This window comes from Streptomyces sp. NPDC047072 (assembly GCF_040643855.1).
Taxonomy (GTDB): domain Bacteria; phylum Actinomycetota; class Actinomycetes; order Streptomycetales; family Streptomycetaceae; genus Streptomyces.
This window is the reverse complement of the sequence record NZ_JBEYVC010000034.1, coordinates 44476-64087: the sequence shown is the minus strand read 5'-3', so window position 1 is coordinate 64087 and position 19612 is coordinate 44476. Positions and strand designations below refer to the sequence as shown.

Genomic DNA, 19612 nt, shown 5'->3' with positions numbered 1-19612 from the left:
TAGAGGCCGCCCCATCACAGCGAGTTCGTGATCTGAGTCAGGGCGGGATAGAAAACAAAGATGATGAAGCCGAAGGCCATGAGGATGCCGGGCAAGGCCATCCGTTCCGTGGCGGCGTTGGCTTTGCCTTCGGCCTCGGCTCCGCTGCGTTGCCGCATGCCGGCGGCCTTGGCGGCCAGCGAGGCCCGTACTTTCGCGCCCTCGGTGCCCGCCAGCGAGAGGGCAGCGGCGAGTTCGGTCAACTCGCTGATCTGGAGTTCCTCGCCGAGCTGTCCCAGGGTCGTCCAGGGGGACGTCCGGGTGAGACGGGCGGTGTTGAGGGCACGCCGTAGCTGTTGGAAGGACCATCCGTGCCCGATGCCGGCCGCGTCGTTCAAGGCGCCGTCGACCCCGGCTCCTCCTGCGAGCAGTACGTGGATCAGGTTGAGGTAGGCACCAAGGGCATGACGGAAGGCGTCCCGTCGGCGCTCGGCCTCGGCCCGTACGGTCACGTCCGGCAGAAGGAACCCGCTGACCGCGAAGGCCAGCGCGGCTCCCAGCGGTACGGACCAGGGCAGTGGGCGTCCCCCCAGAGCCAGGAGAGCGCCGACCACGCCGGGCAGCAGAAGCCCGGTCAGCGCGAGCGCGGCCTTCTCCGCCAGATGGGTTTCGGGAGACCGTCCGGTGATGGCCAGGTCTTGGCCGATGGTTCGGCCGGGCAGACCGGCGGCGCGCAGCAGGCCAGTGAAGGGCCTGCCGAGGCGTACAGCCCAACCGCCCTGGTCGGCCCGAAGGATCGGCGACGGGGCGGACACGGCGTTGAGCCGGGAGATCAGGGCGGCCAAGGGTGGGCGAGGCGGTATCAACCACACCACCAGTGCCCACAAGCCGAGGCCGACCCCGACGCCCAGCAGTACGAGCGCAGTCATTCAGGTCACCTCCCGAGTTGCCGGCGCAGCCGCCTCGGTTGCGTGGCCGACGTCTTCGATCCCTTTGAAGAACCGGTCCGGTTCCTCGATGCGGGCCATGCGGCGCAGCCACGCGAAGGCGACCGTGAACAGCACTCCGATCAGGAGGAGTACGAGTTGCCCGGTCACGGAGTCGTACGGCGTGAGGAATTGAGGGTTGAACAGGATCAGCGCGCCCGCGAAGGTCAGGGTGGTGATCACCACCACGCGCATGGTGGTACGGGTGCGGGCCCGGCTGGCCTCGACCCGGTGATGCATCTCCACTTGGGAGCGGGCGGTGGCGGCGAGTTCACCGAGGAGCAGGGCAAGCTGCCGGGCTTGGTGCTCGGAGGCCAGGATCAGAGCGGCGATCACCAGGTCGGCCGTAGGTTCGTCAAGGTCGTCCGCAAGGTGCCGTAGGGCGGGTTTCAGCCGCTCGCCGTGTTCCAACCGCTGTGCCAGCTCTGCTATTTGAGGTCGTACGGCTTCCGGTGCCGCGGAGGCTGTGGCCGTGATCGTCTGTTCCAGGCCGGCTGCGGCGGCGAGGGTGTCGCGCAACATCTCCGTCCACCCCGCGATGCCCTCGATCCGCGCGGTCCGATCGCGCTGCCCCGTGCCGGAGCCAAGAATGCGCGGGAGGCTCCAGCCACCCATCGCCGCCAGCAGCCCGCCGACCACCCACCCGGTGACGGCCCCGACCAACAGCCCTGCCCCGACCGCGATCGCAAGCCAACGTCCGGCATCGGGACGCGGCCCGCGCCGTCGCGGACGGCGAGCCGGATCGGCGGCAGCGGCGGGGGCCCGCCACGCACGCATCAAGAGCACCAGCCCGCATCCCGCACCGAGGCCCAAGAGTCCCATCAGTGGCACGTTTCCGTTCATGGACGGTGTCGCATCCACTCGGCGCGCTCGATTGCCTCCGGCTTGAAGCCGACCGCGACCAAGGCCTCCATGGTCTCGGTGCGCAACGGCACCCCGGGGACCGCGCGTAAATCGGGGCCGGGCCGGAAGACTTCGTTGGAGACGATCTGCTTGTCGTCGGCGTCGACGATCTCCCGGATCGAGGACACCACCCGCCGGTCGTCGTGGCCCCGGGGCTTGTCCAGGTGGACGACGAAGTCGAGCGCGCCCGCGACCAGGAGGTTGGTGGCCTCCAGCGGCAGCCTCTCCGGGCCTTGGACGGCGTAGGCGGCCAGCTTGGTGAACGCTCCCCGGCTTGTGGAGGAGTGGAGTGTGCCCATGGAGCCGTCGTTGCCCTGGGACATCGCGTTGCACATCGGAATGACCTCGGGGCCGCGGACCTCGCCGACAATCACGCGGTCCGGGGACATGCGGAGTGCCCATCGCACCAACTCCGCCTGGCTGACTGCGCCTTGGCCCTCGATGTTGGCTTCGCGTGCCTGCATGGCCACCACGTCCGGATGAGCGTACTCATCGGCATCCAGGCCGAGTTCGAAGGCGTCCTCGACAGTGACCAGGCGCTCCCACGGAGGGATCTCGGACGCCAGAGCGCGCAGCATCGTGGTCTTGCCGATGGCCGTCCCGCCGGTGATCAGGATGTTCTTCTTCGCTCGGACCATCGCGGCGAGCAGGGACTCCAGGCCCGGATCGAGGGTGCCGTTCTCACGGAGTTGGGCAAGGGTGACGTGCTGGAAGCGGTGCCGCCTGATGGACAGCGAGGGGCGGGTGGTGACCGCCATCACCGCGAACGCCCGCTCCCCTCCAGGTAGTTGAAAGCTCACCCCAGGACTGCCCCGGTCGAAGCGGCGTTCCTCGACTCCGCTCCGGGCGGCGAGGTCGCGGATGAGCTGCACCAGCTCCGCGTCGGAGCCGACGACCGGAGGGAGGCGATCGCGGCGGCCGTCGGCGTAGCGGACGAAGACACGATCGCCGGTGACGTTGATGTTCTCGACCTGCGGATCGTGCAGCAGCGGTTCCAGACCGGCGAGCCCGAACACCTCGTTCAGGACGGTAGTGATCACCGTCTGCTCGACGTCCGGCGCCACCACCGTCTGGCCGCTCGTGAGCAGTTCCTGCGTGTACTCCTCGGCGGCATCCGCGAGGATCTTCTCCGCCAGGGCCAGCCGGGCGGCATCGGTCATGGGTGGGCGGCCGCCGGCGTCGTCATCCCGTATCTGCTGTGCCATCCGCTCCGAGAGCCGCTGGCGCAGATGTATCCGCAACTGCTCGGCCGGCGGCTCGGTCTGCATCCGGCGAACACCGAGACCGTTCGACAGTGCGGGGCGAACAGATGCCTGCCCGCTCCCTGGAGGAAGGACCCCTCCGTACGGCAGAGTCGCGTACCTCTTCTCCGGGTCGGTCATCGCCGTACCTCACTCCACATCTGCGTCGGATAGCTGCTCGGACCGGCCGCGGGCTCGACGTGACTCGCCCTGGTAGTGACGTTCGTGGCCTGCACGGGCAGTTGGCCGGGATGTTCGAGGACACGCGTAGCGGCCAGCTCGGCGGTTTCGGCAAGGGCCCTGCCGAGCGGCGACCTGGCCACCGCCGAGCGCCGCCCAGGTCGTCCACCGAGAGCGGCTGCGCCCTTCGGATCCTCCGGGACGCGCGCCATCACCTCGATGTCCAGCTCCCGTGCGACCTCGTCGGTCGCATAGCCGTCACCGACAAGTACGAAGCAGGGACGCCGGGACCAGCCCGTAACGGCCTGCCACCACGTGGCGACATGAGCCAGAGCGTCGTCGCGAGCCCAGGCAAGCAGCAGCACGACGTCGGCCTCCCGGATCACACTGAGACCGGCGGGATCCGGATCGACCCGTCCGCAGTCGGCGATCACGACCGTCCCAGTGCGGTCCGCGGCTCGTCGGAACGTTCCGCTCCTCGTCGCAGTGAGCTGGGCGAGCGACGCGCGGGCCTGGGCCGCCCCAGGCGGACCCACCACTACGGGCAGCCCGCCCGGCAGACGCTGTGTGTGCTCCCAGAGCAGCCCCGGTTCGGCCCTGTGCCGGGCGGCCGCGGCCAGGGTCGTCAGCCCCGGAGCCGTCTCCAGGCGGAAGCGGGCCATCAGATCACCGCCGGCCGGATCGCATTCCACAACCACCGGCTGCTGCGCGGACGGCCACGCGGCCGCCAGGCCCAAGGCGGCCGTGGTCACCCCCGGGGAGCCCTTCAGACTGCACACGGCCACCAGCGTCACTTCCCGCCTCCATGCACCATGACCACGCTGATCTGTCCCGTCGGCGCGGAAGCGAGTCGGCGGGCGTCTCCCTGGGCCATCTGGAGCGAGACCACCGTGATCTGATCAGTGCTGTTGTTCCGCACGTCGGTCACCGAGGCGTCCCATGCCGACGGCGGCGCGGATGCCTCGTCCGCGCTGGCAGGCGCCACCACCACGATTACGCGATTGCCGGGCTGCACACCGGGCGGAAACTGCCCCGCCTTGAGTCCCACCGCGGCCACCGCCAAGCCGGCGGGCGGGATGTGCGCCGCCCCCAGCAGGTCCTCGGTGAGCGGAGTCCCCGCCGGCAAGCTGTACGCGACAGGCTGTCCCTCCGCCTCGGCCCGCGATCGTACGGGGATGAACGCCAGCCCACCGTCGGTCGACACGCTCTCCTCCCGCAGGTCCTCGCCAGACAGCACCTGCCCGACCGAGACCGAACGGGCCAGCACCAGCACCGGCTCCTGATGACCAACCGCAGTCGCCACCACGACGCCGCCTGCGGCACACCCCAGGACCAGCAGCAGTCCCACCAACAAGTAGGGAAGTCGACGCGCCCTCGGCACACTGGTCATCCGGGCCGGATGCTTCGCGTTCCGGCTCGCTCGACCTGCGGAAGGGGTGCTCCTTCGGACGCCCGAATCCGAGTGCGTGGGCACACGGGTATTCACGAACTGTCGCCTCCTGCACAGGACTTCTCCTCCACCGCAGCGTCAACACGGCGGCAGGATCAGAGATAGGGGTTGTCTCTCCCGCGCCGTGCGTCGACGACGCAGCCGGACTACGGCGTCAGCCGCCGTTGTTCAGTGCCTGGCTCTCCGCGACCTGGAAGTCCGCGGTCGACGTGGTCGTCATGTCGGGGAAAACGCCGGTCTGGCCCGCACCGGCCCAAGTCACCGTCCAGTGCACGGTCGCCGAGACCGGGTAGGCGCTGTGTGGTTGGCCCGCGGACGAGTTCCGGTAGGTGTAACCGCAGTCAGGGGACGAGCTCTTCGGGCTCGTTGTCGATCCGTACGGTGTCCCGGCTCCGCTGCACGTCACCGACTTGCCGTCGCCCATCGTCCACACCACGGTCCTCGGGCGTGCCACGGCGGTCACCGAGACCCCCGGCACCGAGGCCGTCGCCGATATCGATCCCCAGTCTCCGCGGTCAAACCACAACCAGGTCGGCAGGTTCACCAGCTGCTCCTCAGCTGGATTCGCCTGAATCTCCGGCGACGGCAACCGCAGTTGGCTACGTGCGACTTGCGCCAGTTCGGCCGGCGTCGGCTGCGGAGCGGCTCCGCCCTGCTGGGGTGCGTCCGCGATCCAGATCGGCGGCCGGTACACGGCATCCCGTACGCCGCCTGCCTCGCACTTGTACACGTACCAGGCTCCCGGCTCCCCCGGTTTCGGGTCCGCCACGGGCAAGGCCGCAGGTGGATCGGCCGAGGAGTACACGGCGGACACTGCCGCAACGGCTCCTTCGCCGCCCGGCTCGCTCTCGAACGCCGTTTGGGTTACCCCGGGCGGAGGCTTGTAGTCGCTGCGTTGGTACGAACAATCAGCCAGATTGAGATCCGGGTTCGAGGATTTCGGCTGCTCCTGCCCCCCACCCCCACCGCCACCGGAGGTGCCGCCGGAGCCGGACGAACCGCCGCTGCCCTGCGGGGGCACGGCATGCCGACCGCCCGATCCCGCGCCGAGCTCACACCCGGGGTGGGGGTTCTGGTCGCACTGCACCGAGCCCCAGCCGCCGTCACCGAACGCGGGGACCGCGGCAGCTCCGACGACGACCAGGGACAGGCTCGCGGCGGCAGCCACCCGTCTCAACATGAGCCCACCGCCTCGACCGCGAAGCGCGTGACCTTCCAGGTGCCGCTGAGCTTCTTCGTCTCGGCCGTGATCGCCTGTCGCCCACCGGGCTCGTCGTCCGCGAGCTTGCCGTTGTCCTTCCGGTACTTCAGCCAGTGCGTCGAGTCACCGCAGTCCGAGATCATGATGGTTGTCGGGTTGGACGCGGGTTCCGCCGAGGTCACCTTCGGATCGTTCTTCGGCTCGCCCTTCGTCACCAAGCCGTTGAGGTGATCCGCGTACATGCCGCGCGAGATTGCCGACAGCGCGTCACCGGTCGCGTACCGCGCGAGCCCGGGTGAGTTCCAGTCCGACGTCTTTCCGGCCTGCGCCATGTACCGCCACATTCCGAGGTACGCGCTCGTCGCTTGTGAGCGCGCGATGTCAGCGGCAGCGGAACGGGCCGGATCAGCAGTCGAGGCGCGGGCCGAACGAGCGGGATCTTCGCCCCCTCCGGGCGAAGTCGAGCCGGCCGGACTACAGCCGACGACCAGCAAGACCAGAGCGGCCGCTGCTGTCCCCTTCACAACCTCTCCGGCACGCGCAGACGTCCCTAAAGCCGTCACCGCCACATCACCCCGCGAACGACGTAGATCCGACACTCGGTCTGAGCTCGATTCCCACATCTATCGCTTCGCCTCGTTCCCATTGCAAGGGGCGAACAGGAGCCAACCCGCTCCAACTTCAGAGCGGGATCGATAACTTGGCGAACTCTTTACTCAATACCTGCGGGTTCATAGGATCCCGATGCGAGCTGCGCGGGAATCTCGCATCTTCAACCCAATCCGGAGTTGTTGCAATCGAAAACTTCTAGCGCCTGTTTTCCACCGCCTCGGGGTGGCAATTGCCTTCTTGATATGACATCGCCTGTTCCCTACCGACCCTCGCCGTGTACGGCCTTGATCAGAGACTCCGTGTCCCGCAGGTCCGGCAACACGGCCTCCGCGCCGGCATCCCGCAACACAGCCTCGCCGCTCCGCCCAGAGGCCACCGCGACCACCCGTACGCCGTTCTTGAGACCCCCCTCCACGTCGGCCGGCGTGTCACCGATCAGCACCGCCTCCTCGGCCGCTGTGTCCGAGCGCCGCAGAGAAAGCTTGACGAGCTCGGCGCGGACGTCGTTGTCCTCGCCGTACGCACCGAGCTCCCACAGGATGTGCCGGTCGAGCCCGAACACCTGAAGTTTGATCTCGGAGACCGGCCGGATGTTGCCCGAGACGACCGTCTGCCGGATCCCGAGCGCATCGAGCGCGTCGAGGGCCGCGGCCGCACCGGGCAAGGCGTGTCCGCGTTCCCGGAGGTCAGCCGCACACTTCAGGTGCTCCTCGGTGAGAGCGCGGGCGAACCTCTCGAAGTCGGCACGGTCGGTGGTCAGTCCGTGCAGCTTCGCCGTCTCGCGGAAGATGACGGGCTCCGTGATCCCGTCGATCTTCGCCTGCTCACGCATGGTCTGCCCGGTGCTCTGCAGGAACGCGGCCGCCGACAGCTCGCGGCCGACACCGCGCGTGTCGATCAGGGTGTGGTCGATGTCCCACAGGATCAGCCGCGTCATGGTGCCTCCCCAACTGCCCACCTGTCATTGGGCGCTCACGTCTCACACGAACGGCTGCAGACCGCGTACGCGATGATGCACTCCGCCTTACGCTGACGGTACGAGACACCAGCGGGGAAGGGGGCGGAGCGATGATCTCGCCGAAACTGCCCTTGGGCGAGAGAATCAAGTACTACCGGCGGAAGAGCGGCCGAACACAGGTTGCCGTCGCTGGACTGTGCGGCATCAGCGAGCGCTATTTGCAGCAGATCGAGGCCGGCCAGAAGGTCCCCTCCGCCGAGGTGCTCGCTCGCCTTGCCGACGAATTGGGCGTACCGCTTGCGGCTCTTCTTTCTGAGGACAACGTCGAGGAGTCGACAGTCCCGCTGACGGCCGCGCCCGCGATCGCCAGAGCGCTGATGGGCTACGACCGCCCACGGCGTTCGGCTCCCGCGAGCTCGTCGGAACTCCGGGAGCGCGTTGAGCAGGCGTGGCGGACCTGGCAGTCGTCGAAGGACCGGTTCACGACCGCAGCCCTTGTCCTTCCCGACCTGATCAGCGATGTCGAGCACGCCGTACGCGTGCACCGTGCCGGAACCGACGCCGAGGTCCGTCGCGAAGTCCTGCGTGCAGCCGCGGACTTGTACGGATTGCTGCGGTCGTACTGCCGCCGCGCCGGACGTCTCGACTTGTCCCTCATGGTCGCCGACCGGGCAATCCGAGCCGCTGAGGAGGCCGACGATCCGGTACGTATCGCCGCGGCTCAATGGAACCTCGGCCATGTGCTGCTCTCCCACAACGAGCCGACCGCCGTGGAAGAAGCCAAGGAGATCGCGCTCCGAGCAGGCGAGCAACTGCGCCAAGGACCGATGTCAGCTGAGGCCAAGGCCGTTGAGGGGGCCCTCGAACTGGTCGCGGTGGTCTCCGACGCCCGCCGCCGCCGTTGGTGGGAGGCGCGCGACCGGCTTGAGCGGCGTGCGGCCCCCCTCGCCGAAGAGGTCGGCGAGGGCAATGTCCAGTGGACTGTGTTCGGCCCCACCAACGTCGCCATGCACGCGATGAGCATCGAGATGCTCGCAGGCGAAGCCACCGAGGGGCTCCGTGTCGCCGATCAGATCGACACGCGTGGCCTGCCCAGCCGTGAGCGGCAGTTCACCTTCGGCCTGGAACTGGCCAGGTGCCACGACCTGCGCCGGGAGGATGCCGCCGTGCTCGTTCACCTGCTGGACCTGGAGGAGAACGCTCCGGAGGACCTGGCGCGCAGTCCTCTCGCTCGCGGCATGATCCTGGATCTCCAGAGACGTATCCGTCCCACCTTCCGCCGCCAGGTCGACGAACTCGTCCAACGCCTCCAGCTTGTCTGATCACGAACCTGCGGTTCACCCGAACTCTCAGTTCGGGTCACGCAGTTGGCCCGGCCGTACCTTCGGCGCACAGCGCAGTGAAGGACGGACGGCAGATGATCGACGAATCGGCATTGACGATGACCGCGGCTGGGATGCGACTCGCGCCCGCTGGTGTCGAGTGGGACGCCGTGAAGGTGGGACGGCATCTTGGCGTGCGTGCGATCGAACAGATCGCGGAGGTCGGCGCCGTGGCCGTGGATCCGTTTCGACGGGAACCGGTGCTCTACTTCCTGGTCCCCAAGGGCAGCGCCGCGCAGTGGGACGTTCCCGAGACCGCCGCGCTCGGCACGGACGCCTACGTGGTGCTGCCGCCGGCTCACCGGGATGCGCCACCCGGCCCGTATTGGCTCGTCCCCGAGCAACACGGGCTCACTCCGGCCGTCGTGCTGCGGCAGGCTCTGGAGTCAGTCCGGTGAAGACGAACCATCCCGAGCGCACCGCCGCCGAACCAGCGTTGGTCCCCTTCATCACCCAGCGAGAGGGAGAGGAGGCGGCGCCGGACAACCTCGTCATCCTCCGGGACTCGACCGGTCCGCGCCTCTACTACCGGGACGAGGATCCCCGAGACCGGGACCTTCGTGGTGTGCTGTTGGCACGGTGCGCTTTCAACCCCGTCGACGCACACGGTCGCCCGACGGGGAGACCGCAGTGGAAGATGATGCACCCATACCGTCAGTTCATGTGCATGCAGGCCATGCGCTGCCAGGTCTGCCAGGCACCCGCCCGTACACCTCTCGGGTTCGTCTTCCTCGCCGGCCCCCATGACCAGGACCCCACTCAACCCGCGATCCTCACGAACCAGCCGCCGGTGTGCGTCAAGCACGCGCGTATCGCCGCCAGGTTCTGCCCGCACCTCGACGGCCGCCCGACGGTCTTCTTGGCCACCAGCTTTCCCCTCTACGGCGTGCTCGGCACCCTATACGGGCTCGGCCGGGACGGAGTGACAGTCCTCGACCAGCCAGAAGCACCCCTGCCGTACGGCCATCCGAGCCTTCCGACGTTTCTCGCCTCCCAACTGGTCCGGAGCCTCAAATCCTTCCGTGTCATGGACCTTGATGAGCTGCTGGCCGAACTGGCGGACCTCGGCACATAGACCCCTGTCCGGTGGCCCGGATGAGGTCCCGCGCCCCCCCCGGCCACCGGGCAGGCACCGCGCTCCGCCCGAACGCCCAACGGCATTCGGCGCGGGTGGAGACGGTGCTGGGGCCCTGTCCCCCATGGGCTCCAGCACCGGCGAACCAATTCACCAATCACCTGACACCAAGGAGAAACACGATGTCGCAGTCCGATGTCACCACCACGCAGGCGGAAGAGACCGCCGAACCGGTCACCGCGCCCGTGATCGTCGCCGTCGACGTGGAGGACGAGGAGTAACCCTCGTCGCTCCTCCGATCAGGGCGTCCCTCCCTGTCCCGCTGGTCCTGCCCGGGTCCCGGGGGGAACCCCCTGGCCTTGACCGTCATGGAGGTCGTAGTGCATCACGTGTTCGTCGGACCGACACTCCACCGGTCCGAGCCCGAGCTGAACGCGCCGAACGTACGGGTGCGGCCACCAGTGCAGCACGGTGACCTGTTCTCCGAGACGATCGGCGACGGCGACACCGTCGTGATCCTCGACGGGGTGTACCACCAGGCGCCGGCGCTGCGCCACAAGGAGATCCTGGCCGCGATGGGCCGTGGAGCTCGTGTAATCGGCGCGGCCAGCATCGGAGCCCTGCGCGCTGCCGAGCTCGCGGCCTTCGGGATGCTCGGCGTCGGTTCCATCTACACCGCCTACGTCAACGGGAGCATCGACGGCGACGACGAAGTAGCTGTGGGACAGAGTCCGGATGGTGAGGCGTTGACCTGGCCAGTGGTCAACCTCCGGCAGGCCTTGGAGCTGGCCCGCCGGGCCGGTGTGCTCGACGACGACCGAGTCGGCCTGCTCCTGGAAGCGCTCCGCGCGGTCTACTACCCGCAGCGCACGACAGCGGCGGTCCGGGCCGTATGTCGTCAGCAGGGAGAGGACGTGTTTGCCGAGTGGCTCGGCGAACAGCGCGCTCGGGACCAGTACTTCGCCGACCTCAAGCGCGCCGATGCCCTTGCGGCCCTGCGCACCGTCCTGGACGATCAGGCCCTGCCGGCCGTCTGCGTGGAGCCGGAGATTTGGGAGACGGCATATTTCCGTCGTTGGTCCAACGCCTTCGCCCGCAGCCTCGTCGACGGGCTTGGCCTTGCCACCGCTGATCGCCTCGTCTATCAGCAGGTGTTCACCTGCCAGTTTCCCAGGACGTGGACCACCTATCTCGAACACCGCTCCCTACGTGCCGCCGACGGTCAGCCAGGCCTGCCTCTGCGGACCCGGCTGGCCCAGGTCACGAAGAGCGACCTGCCCGCCCACAGCGTCTTCCGCCCCCCGGTCGACCTGCGGGACAAGGTGACTGTAGCCCTGCTGCTCGCCCGCGGAGACACCCGAGGACCGCCGCTCGGTCGCGCGCTACTCCGAGGCGCTCGCTCTGGCCCACCGCGCCCTGCCCGGGTTCTGCGCCGATGCCGTACGCGGCGATCTCTCCCGCCGGATGCTCCTGAAGGTGTGGGGATGTCCCGCGGAGCAGTTGGACGCCGAGGCTTCGGCGCGCGGTCTGGTCTGCGCGGCGCGCGCCATCGAGGCGGCGAAGCGGCTGGTGCCGGGCTACCTCGAAGAGCGGAACGGCCCCATTCAGGAGGTGCTCGGCGATGCGCGGTGACGGGGTGTTGGCGCTTGCGGGCACGGTTCGGGCCCGTTCCCCCGAGGAATCGTGGCAGAGCGTGGCGCCCTTCCTCGGGGAGTTCGGGATCACCCGGGTCGCGCGGCTGACCGGCCTGGACTGCATCGGGCTTCCGGTGTGGACGGCGATCCGGCCCGCGTCCTTGACGCTGAGCGGATCGCAGGGCAAGGGAGCCACGGATCTCCTCGCGCAGCTCTCGGCGGTGATGGAGGCGATCGAGCTGTGGCACGTGGAACAGCCGCTGCCCATCACCGCACAGGGCCCGGCCCGGGATGTCGCGCCGAACTGTCCCGTCTGCGCCCTGCCCTTGACCATCCCGTACGGCCAGGACGTCCTCGCCCGGGTGGTGTGGGAGTGGACGGACGGGACCCGGGTGGTCAGCGGGGAGAAAGTGCTGCTGCCGGTCGACCTTGTCCGGCGCCGCGTACAACGCCCGCCATGGACTCCGGACCTGCTACGTGCCACAAGTACCGGTCTGGCGTGCGGAAACACCCGCGACGAGGCGCTGCTGCACGCCCTGTACGAGGTCGTCGAGCGGGACGTGCTGTACCGGGACGCGCAATCCGGCGGCCAGCTGCGCACGTTCGTCGACCCTCGAACCGTTGACGACGCCTTCGGCCGCGACGTGGTCGACCGGCTCGCGGGCGCGGGGATGGCAGTGGAGCTGGCGCTGGTCGACGGCCCCTACGGGCTGCCGGTGTGCGTGGCCTACGTGTGGTCGGAGGACCTCCCCGTTTTGTTCGCCGGCGGCGGCTGCCACAGCGACCCGGACATCGCGGCCAGCCGGGCGCTGACCGAGGCCGTCCAGTCGCGGCTGACGGTCATCGCCGGCACCCGGGACGACCTGCCGAGCACCCCCGCCTCGGCGGATCTCCCCGCCTTCCGCCCGCCACGATCGGAGGGCCTGACCGATTTGTCGCAGGCGACCGCCGGCTTCAGCCGCGAGCTGTACGGGTTCGCCGACTAGGTCGAGCAGGTGGCCCGGCGGATCACCGAGGTCACCGGGCATGAGCCGACCGTCCTGGACCTTCCTGCCTCGGCCGCGCCGGTCCACGCGGTGCAGGTCATCTGCCCCGGTACCCGCTCCCGCACCACGAGGACGATGCCCCGATGATTACTCAACTCGCCTCCCAGTTCGATGCGTTGCACGCCGCGCGGGCCCGCAGCACGCTGCCCGCCCGCCTGTACGAGAGGGCGATGGGTGACGACTACCCGGAAGAGATCGCCGCCGCCGGCTCGTGCGACTGGCCCCTGCTGGAACTGATGGCCACCCGGCTACGGATGCACCCCGGCCAGCTCCTTGTCGACGCCGGGTGCGGCACCGGCGGCATCGGCCTGTGGCTCGCCCGCGCCTTCGCGGCCCGGCTGACAGGCCTCGACATCTCCCCCGTCGCCATCGAGCAGGCCACCATCCGCCGCGCCCACTTCGGCGTCCGCGCCGTCTTCCGTGTCGCCGAGCTGGAGAACACCGGCCTGCCCGACGGCGGCGCGCACGGGGCGGTGTGCGTGGACGCCCTCTCCTTCGCCACCGACCGCGGCAACGCCCTACGCGAACTCGCCCGGATCCTGTCGCCCGGAGCCCGGCTCGTGGTCACCCGCGCAGCACGGCACGGCGCCGAACCGCTCTGGGAGCAGCAGGCTCGCGACGCCCAGCTCGTCGTGGAACACGTCGACGAGCGGCCGGCAGAACCCGCGATGTGGACACGGCTGTACCAGCTGTGGATCGACCACGCCGACGACCTGAAGCGCGAGCTCGGCGCCGACCAAGCCGCGAACATGCTGCACGAGGCCCGCACCAGACTCCCCGCACTCCCCGACCGCCGCGCGTTCCTGCTGACCCTGCGCCGCCCATGACCAGACGATCAGCCCCCGAGAGGCCCGATACGATGCCCGGTCCCGGCCAACGCCGGCCCCACGCCCCGCGAGATCAGCGAGAGGACCCCGCAGTGAGCAAGCCCCCCGCCCGCGCGGCCGTGTTCTCGGCCGGGTCCTGGGGCACCGCCGCCGCCAAGATCCTCGCCGACGCCGGCACCACCGTCACCGTGCACGCCCGCCGCAATGAGATCGCCGACGCGATCAACACGAGCCACCGCAACCCCGGCTACTTTCCCAACGTCGACCTGCCCGCCACGCTCACAGCGACCACTGACCCAGCGACCGCGCTGGACGGCGCCGACTACCTCGTACTGTCCATCCCCGCCCAGTCCCTGCGGGCCAACCTCGCCGCCTGGACCCCGCACATAGGGCCCGACACCGTGATCGTGTCGTTGATGAAGGGCATCGAACGGGACACCGGGCTGCGGGCGAGCGAGGTCATCGCCGAGGTGACCGGTGTGGGCGTCGAGCGGATCGCCGTGCTGTCCGGGCCAAACCTCGCGCGCGAGATCATGGCCGGTCAGCCCGCCGCCGCGACCGTCGCCTGCCCCGACGAGAACGCCGCCCGCCGCTTCCAGACCGCCTGCCACACCAGTTACTTCCGCCCCTACACCGGCACCGACGTGATCGGCTGCGAGCTGGGCGGCGCGGTCAAGAACGTCATCGCCCTGGCCACCGGCATCGCCCATGGCATGAGCCTGGGCCACAACGCCGAAGCCATCCTCATCACCCGCGGCCTGGCCGAGACCACCCGCCTCGCCACCGTCCTCGGCGCACACCCCGAGACCCTCGCCGGCCTGTCCGGCTGCGGCAACCTGGTCGCGACCTGCGCATCTCCCCTGTCCCGCAACCGCACCTTCGGCACGCACCTCGGCCAAGGCATGAGCGTCGCCGAAGCGACCGCCGCGACCCGGCAGACCACAGAAGGCGTCAAGTCGGCCGAGGCGATCCTCGAACCGGCCCGCGCCCACGGTGTCGAGATGCCGATCACCGAGACCATCGCCGCGCTCCTCCGCGACAGGATCAGCCTCACCGAGGCCACGGCCGCGCTGATGCAGCGGCCCACCAAGGCCGAGCGCTGACCCATACGCCCACTCCCTGAAGCGTCCCCATCGCCCCTCCCGTTGCCCGGAGGTCCTCTGTCATGCCCGCATCTGCGCTGTCCGCTGCCCAACTCACCGCCACCGGCGCCCTGGTGATGTGGATGATCACCGGCTTCACCCGCCTGCCCGGCCGCTGGCTGCGCTGAAAGATGTTCTACCGGGCCACCTTCACCATCGTCACTCTCACCGGCACCAAGGATGACCGCACCGAGCCGGTGAGCGTCTACCGATACCTGTCGCCCGGGAGCTTCCTACTCGGCCCGCCCCAACTCCAGGCAGTCATCAACTACTTAACCGGCAGCGGTCGGTAGGACCGGATCGAGGGCACCGGCCGCGTCCTCTCCGCAAGCGGCGAGAAGCAGTTGGAGGTGACGGACAGCCGTGTGGTTCTTTGACGCCCTCACCTCCGGCTTCCAGTACCCGACCGACCCTGGGCGACTACAACTGTTCCGGATCATCTTCGGCACGGTCTGCACCCTGCGCTTCGCGCTGTCCATCGGCCAAGGCGGCTGGGACCGGCTCGTTCCCGGATCGCTCAGCCTTCACCTGGCCGAACAGCGCCTCGGCGTTCGGCGGGCCCACAATCCTCGCCAGCGTGTGCCGGCCCGCTCTGATCGGCCGTACGGCCGCCGCCCTCGCCCTGGCCACCGGCCTCATACCCCGGCTGTCGCTGTTGCTGGTCCTGGCCGGAGTCGCGATGGAGCTGCTCTACCTCAAGATCCCCAACGCGGTCCGGTACACCCTGCTGACCGGCAGCTGCCTCCTGCTCGCCGGCGACCTCGGCCACGGCCTGACCATCAAGCACACACCGAGCACCGCCAACACCTGGGCCCAGTGCCTCCTCGTACTGGTCACCACGGACATCTACTGGAACAGCGCCTGGCAGAAACTGCGTTCACCCCAGTTCCGCACCGGCCTCTACCTCGCCCAATGGGGCCACGTCCTCACCCAGGTCAGAGAACAACTCCCCTACCACCGCCAGTTCGCCGTACCCGGCCTGGCCCGTCGCCACCTGGGCAACCTTACCGACTGCGACGTACGACTGTGGAAGGCGGTCTCAACCGCCGTCATCACGACGGAGATCACCCTGCCGCCGGCACTGCTCGTCCCCGCCGCGATGCCGTACGCGGTCTCCGTCGGCATCGGGATGGCTGCCGAACTTCCGACCGACGAGTGCCAGATTGTCGCGGTTCTGCATCCGAACATCTGGTATGGCCATGGCTCGGGGCAGGTACGTGCGTGACTGGACAACGCCCAGCATGCTGGTCTTCACGCCATGGCTCCGCTCGGCGGGGGACGGCAGGCACTGACTCCTCTACTGACTGCCCGGAGTCCTTCCCTTGGTCCAGGTCATGTTTTCCATCCGAGGCTTCTTCTCTGCGCGGCCCCGCTGACGCCGTCCGCCCGCTCGGCGTCGAAGTCCGGCAGGGCCGCGAGCCGGGCCGCCAACTCCTGGGCCACCCGGGGCAGTTCTTTGGTCAGGGCGTCGCGGCCCGCCTTGTCCGCGGTGCTCACCGCGGACAGCGCCAGCACCACATCCGTACCGGGCAGCCGTACGGGGCAGGCCAGTACCGCGCAGGCGTGGACGGAGTCGTCCAGGTGCACCACCGGGCCCGGTCCGGGCGCCGACGCCAGCACTCTGCGGGCACCGAGGGCCACGACCCTCTCCCGTTCGTCGGCCATCCGGGGTATGCCCACCCGCAGCAGGTGGACCACCTCACGGCCTCGGGTGACGGACAGACAGACCAGGGGGGTTCTGGTGGTGCGGCGCAGGTTCTGCAGATGGCACTGGGCCAACACCCTGATCTTCTGGTCGAGTTGGATGCGACCGCCCAGCACGAACAGCTGGCGGCCCAGAACAAGGCCACGTCGGCCGCGTTCCAGGAACCCGGAGTCCAGCAGCTCGGCGACGAGCCGGTGCGCGGTGGGCTTGGGCAGGTCGACGCGGCGGGCGAGTTCGGCGAGCGTGAGTTCCACGTCGTCCGTGCCGAACGCGCTGAGTATCGCCAGTCCCCGCGTCAGCATGGAGTCCCGTTTTCGGCGACCGCCCAGATCGTTGTCCCCGTCGAGCCGTCCGGTCCGCTCGCGTTCCGATCCGGTCACCGCGCACCCTCCGTTCGCCGCGTCGGCGAGGGGGGACGAAAGGGAAGACAGAAGACGGGACAAGGGAGGTTCGCGCATGTCGGGGTAACGGCTCTTGGCATGTGGGGGACTCCTGGAGCTCGGAGCGGAAGCAGGCGCGTGCCGGTGGGGGACAGTGGGAAAGACGCCCTGATGTGGGGACAGGTCGGCCGCTCACGATTCGGCCGTCGGCCGAGACCCGCTCGAAAGGTCTTCGCCGCGGCGGAACCGTCCCGGCGACTCCCGGCCAAGTACGCCGGCAGAACCGTTACGGCACGACAGCGGGGTCCCGGCTATCTGATCGGTCCGGTCGGCTGGGTTCCCCGTCCCTGCCGGTCCTGGGGTCCCGGTGGGGTCGGGACGCGCCCCGGCCGGGCCGTCCTGGTGCTGCCCTCCCGCAGCCGCTCCGGGTGCGGGGCCCCGTCTGCCGGATCCCGCTGCGCCAGCAGCCGTTCGCGCGCGAGCAACCGCATCAGGCCGACCAATCGGTACGACTTGGTCGCGCCGCCGTCGGGACGTATCTCGACGAACCCCATCTCCACGAGGTCGTCGAGGACTTCCGCGCTGACGCCCGGCGAGCAGCCCAGCAGTGTGTCGGCGACCGCCGAGGAGAAGCTCTGTTCCCCCCACAGCGTCAGCCGTTGCAGCAACAGCTGTGCGGCGGGACGCAGTTCCTGGTAGTCGGCGAGCAGGGCGCCACGTACGTCGAACCCGTCGCAGGACAGCTGGTCGAGCAGTACGGAGTCCTCCTCCAGGACTGCGGCGTACCGGGCCAGGGAGCACTGCGGACGCCGGTTGAGCCGGGACGCCAGTGCGGTCAGGGCGAGAGGAAGTCCCGCGCAGCGTTCCACGAGCCGTCGTGCCTCCTCAGGCTCGGCGGACACCCGGGAGGCGCCGATGAGCCGGGTCAGCAGGCTGACGGAGGCGTCGGTGCCGAGCGGACCGAGTCGGATGCGGTACGGCACCGGCCGCGGGGCCCACGGCCTCCTGGTGACCAGGATGACCGCACAGCCGGAGCCGTCGGTCAGGAACGGGAAGATCTGCCGGAAGTCCCGCGCGTTGTCGAGAACCACCAGTACCCGGCGCCCGCGCAGCAACTCCCGGTACTGCGTCAGGCGTTCCTCAGGCGTCGGCGCCAGCTCGGCGGACGGCACCCCGAGCGCGCGCAGGAACGTCGTCAGGACAGTGTGGGGGTCGACCGGGGCGCGGTCCGCGCCGCGCATGTCGTGGTAGAGCTGACCGTCCGGGTAGTCGGGGGCCAGGCGGGCGGCCGTGGCGACCGCGAAGGCCGTCTTGCCCACCCCCGGCGGGCCGGACACGAAGCCGAGCACGGGGCCGCGAGGCGCCGCGGGATCCGTCGCGTTCGACAGACGCAGCGCTTCCCCCAAGGCGCGGAGCTCCTCTGAACGGCCGTCGAGGTGGACCGACCCGGGCACGGGCAGGAGTTCACGACCGAGCGCGGGCCTGCGCAGTGCTCCGTACGGTGTGGGCGAGACCTGGTCGAGGCCTCGGCGGCCCTCGTGGTCCCTGGTCCCGCCGCTCCGGTGGCTCATGTCGTGCAGGATCGCCTCGTTGAGTTCCCGCAGTTCGGGATCGGGTTCCAGCCCGAGGCGGTCCCGGTACTCCCGGAGCGCCTCGCGGTAGACGGCGAGCGCGTCCGCCCGGCGTCCCAGCCGTTGCAGTGCCTTCATGTTCAGCGCCCGGAGCCTGCCGTGCAGGGGGTGCTCGGCGACCAGGGCGGCTAACTCATCGATGACGTCGGCCGCTTGGCCGAGGTCGAGTTGCGCGTCCAGACACACCTCCAGGACATGGAGTCTTCGCTGGGCGAGCTGGCGGGCCACGGACTGCACCACCTCGCTGCCCACGTCGGCCAGCGGCTCACCCGTGAACAGCCCGAGCGCCCGGCGGGCGACGGCGATCCCCTCGGCGGTCTCGGCGGGACCGGAACGCTGCCTGATCACTCGCAGGGCGGCCGAGATCTCCCGCTCGAAGACGAACAGGTCCACCTCCCGCTGATCGGCGACGAGTTGGTAGCCGGGGCAGGAGGTGACGATACGGCCGGACAGTCCCGCCGCGTCGAACGCCCGGCGCAGCCGCGAGATACAGATCTGGATCTGGGTCCGCGCGGTGGACGGGGTGTGGTAGTCCCACACCGCGTCCGCCAACCGCTCCACCGAGACCACTTTGTTGGCGTTGAGGATGAGTTGCGACACCACCACGCGCTCACGTCCGGCGGGGAGACTGATCTGTCCCATCGGGCCGGTCAGGCGGAGCGGCCCGAGAACGCGAAAGACAGGTTCCAATGCTCCGCCTCTGCCTGACGACAGATCTGTCGAGCTGCCGACCTCGTTCGCACTGGTCACAGTTTACCCGTCCACAGGGAGTTACTTGATTCCTGAGCAGATCGCGGACATCGATGCCGCGTTGTCCCGGCAGTGCGCCACGGCATGGATACGGCGGCTGTCGAACGGCGGGCAGAAGGGCGCGGGGTCCTCCCGGCCCTGGCCCGGCGCAGCCTGCGACCAGCCCAGTCGAGCGGCCTTCACCCCTGCCTCGAAACGGCTGCGTGCGCCCAGGCGTTCCATGAGGGAGGCCATGATCCGGCGAGCCGTACGCGCCGAGATCAACAGCTGGGCGGCGGCCGACTCGTCCGTGTGCCCCTGCGTGACGAGCGACAGCAGCGCCCGCTCCCGCGGGGACGGACCGTCGCCGCCGGCCCGGCACTCGTGGCCCAGGGGGATGGCCGTGTCCCAGACCTGCTCGAAAAGGGCCACCAGCGGGGCGATCACGCCCGGTTCGGTGAGAAGCAGCGTCCCCTTGCGGCTGTCCTCGGGGTCGATCTGCACCAGAGCGGTGCGCCGGTCCATCACCACCATCCTGGGGGGGCAGTGTC

Annotated in this window: 19 protein-coding genes and 1 pseudogene; 9 read left to right on the top strand and 11 right to left on the bottom strand. The window is 69.5% G+C overall.

What is annotated here, in order from left to right; translation table 11 throughout:
- Window positions 1-14: 14 nt before the first annotated feature.
- The 8 genes from ABZ896_RS17495 to ABZ896_RS17460 all read right to left on the bottom strand — a co-directional run bounded on the left by ABZ896_RS17495 (window position 15) and on the right by ABZ896_RS17460 (window position 7489).
- Entirely contained in the window at window positions 15-908 is an 894-nt protein-coding gene (locus tag ABZ896_RS17495) for a type II secretion system F family protein (protein WP_360928959.1), read from the bottom strand.
- Window positions 909-1628 carry a type II secretion system F family protein gene (locus tag ABZ896_RS17490; RefSeq protein WP_360928956.1) on the bottom strand — a complete coding sequence of 240 codons (720 nt, stop codon included), beginning with the start codon at window positions 1626-1628 and terminating at the stop codon, window positions 909-911.
- Window positions 1629-1804: 176 nt separating this feature from the next.
- Window positions 1805-3136 carry an ATPase, T2SS/T4P/T4SS family gene (locus tag ABZ896_RS17485; protein ID WP_360928953.1) on the bottom strand — a complete coding sequence of 444 codons (1332 nt, stop codon included), beginning with the start codon at window positions 3134-3136 and terminating at the stop codon, window positions 1805-1807.
- 110 nt (window positions 3137-3246) lie between these two features.
- A complete protein-coding gene (locus ABZ896_RS17480; RefSeq protein ID WP_360928950.1) occupies window positions 3247-4083 on the bottom strand; it encodes a hypothetical protein in 837 nt (278 codons plus the stop codon).
- Complete coding sequence (locus ABZ896_RS17475) at window positions 4080-4637, bottom strand: SAF domain-containing protein (RefSeq protein WP_360928947.1); 558 nt, start codon at window positions 4635-4637, stop codon at window positions 4080-4082. Before ABZ896_RS17475 ends, ABZ896_RS17480 begins: the two co-directional genes overlap by 4 nt.
- 256 nt (window positions 4638-4893) lie before the next feature.
- Window positions 4894-5553, bottom strand: a complete 660-nt coding sequence (locus ABZ896_RS17470; protein ID WP_360928944.1) for a hypothetical protein — start codon at window positions 5551-5553, stop codon at window positions 4894-4896.
- Between the two features lie 359 nt (window positions 5554-5912).
- Window positions 5913-6272, bottom strand: a complete 360-nt coding sequence (locus tag ABZ896_RS17465; protein ID WP_360928941.1) for a hypothetical protein — start codon at window positions 6270-6272, stop codon at window positions 5913-5915.
- 539 nt (window positions 6273-6811) lie between these two features.
- Window positions 6812-7489: a haloacid dehalogenase-like hydrolase gene (locus tag ABZ896_RS17460; RefSeq protein WP_360928938.1), complete on the bottom strand. Its 678-nt coding sequence runs from the start codon at window positions 7487-7489 to the stop codon at window positions 6812-6814.
- A 131-nt stretch (window positions 7490-7620) separates the two neighbouring features.
- Here ABZ896_RS17460 and ABZ896_RS17455 point away from each other — a divergent pair, with 131 nt between their 5' ends.
- From ABZ896_RS17455 to ABZ896_RS17415, 9 genes and pseudogenes are all read left to right on the top strand, one after another.
- A complete protein-coding gene (locus tag ABZ896_RS17455) occupies window positions 7621-8832 on the top strand; it encodes a helix-turn-helix transcriptional regulator (protein WP_360928935.1) in 1212 nt (403 codons plus the stop codon).
- A 95-nt stretch (window positions 8833-8927) separates the two neighbouring features.
- A complete protein-coding gene (locus ABZ896_RS17450; RefSeq protein ID WP_360928932.1) occupies window positions 8928-9290 on the top strand; it encodes a hypothetical protein in 363 nt (120 codons plus the stop codon).
- Window positions 9291-9553: 263 nt separating this feature from the next.
- Window positions 9554-9967, top strand: a complete 414-nt coding sequence (locus ABZ896_RS17445; RefSeq protein WP_360928929.1) for a hypothetical protein — start codon at window positions 9554-9556, stop codon at window positions 9965-9967.
- A 368-nt stretch (window positions 9968-10335) separates the two neighbouring features.
- Window positions 10336-10779: pseudogene (locus ABZ896_RS17440) on the top strand (TfuA-like protein); the annotation flags it as partial.
- A gap of 664 nt (window positions 10780-11443) precedes the next feature.
- Window positions 11444-11599: a hypothetical protein gene (locus ABZ896_RS17435; RefSeq protein ID WP_360929010.1), complete on the top strand. Its 156-nt coding sequence runs from the start codon at window positions 11444-11446 to the stop codon at window positions 11597-11599.
- Complete coding sequence (locus ABZ896_RS17430) at window positions 11589-12587, top strand: YcaO-like family protein (protein ID WP_360928926.1); 999 nt, start codon at window positions 11589-11591, stop codon at window positions 12585-12587. Before ABZ896_RS17435 ends, ABZ896_RS17430 begins: the two co-directional genes overlap by 11 nt.
- A 143-nt stretch (window positions 12588-12730) precedes the next feature.
- Window positions 12731-13474: a class I SAM-dependent methyltransferase gene (locus tag ABZ896_RS17425; RefSeq protein WP_360928923.1), complete on the top strand. Its 744-nt coding sequence runs from the start codon at window positions 12731-12733 to the stop codon at window positions 13472-13474.
- A gap of 92 nt (window positions 13475-13566) precedes the next feature.
- Complete coding sequence (locus tag ABZ896_RS17420; protein ID WP_360928920.1) at window positions 13567-14577, top strand: NAD(P)H-dependent glycerol-3-phosphate dehydrogenase; 1011 nt, start codon at window positions 13567-13569, stop codon at window positions 14575-14577.
- 616 nt (window positions 14578-15193) lie between these two features.
- Window positions 15194-15841 (top strand): hypothetical protein, encoded by a 648-nt coding sequence (locus ABZ896_RS17415; RefSeq protein WP_360928918.1) that lies wholly within the window; start codon window positions 15194-15196, stop codon window positions 15839-15841.
- 107 nt (window positions 15842-15948) lie between these two features.
- On the opposite strand, the gene ABZ896_RS17410 is transcribed toward ABZ896_RS17415, so the two are convergent.
- The 3 genes from ABZ896_RS17410 to ABZ896_RS17400 form a co-directional block, all read right to left on the bottom strand.
- Window positions 15949-16701, bottom strand: coding sequence for a helix-turn-helix domain-containing protein (locus tag ABZ896_RS17410; protein WP_360928915.1), 753 nt, complete (start codon window positions 16699-16701; stop codon window positions 15949-15951).
- Window positions 16702-17012: 311 nt separating this feature from the next.
- Window positions 17013-18974 carry a BTAD domain-containing putative transcriptional regulator gene (locus ABZ896_RS17405; protein ID WP_360928912.1) on the bottom strand — a complete coding sequence of 654 codons (1962 nt, stop codon included), beginning with the start codon at window positions 18972-18974 and terminating at the stop codon, window positions 17013-17015.
- 129 nt (window positions 18975-19103) lie between these two features.
- Window positions 19104-19586 carry a helix-turn-helix transcriptional regulator gene (locus ABZ896_RS17400; RefSeq protein ID WP_360928909.1) on the bottom strand — a complete coding sequence of 161 codons (483 nt, stop codon included), beginning with the start codon at window positions 19584-19586 and terminating at the stop codon, window positions 19104-19106.
- Between the last annotated feature and the right edge of the window lie 26 nt (window positions 19587-19612).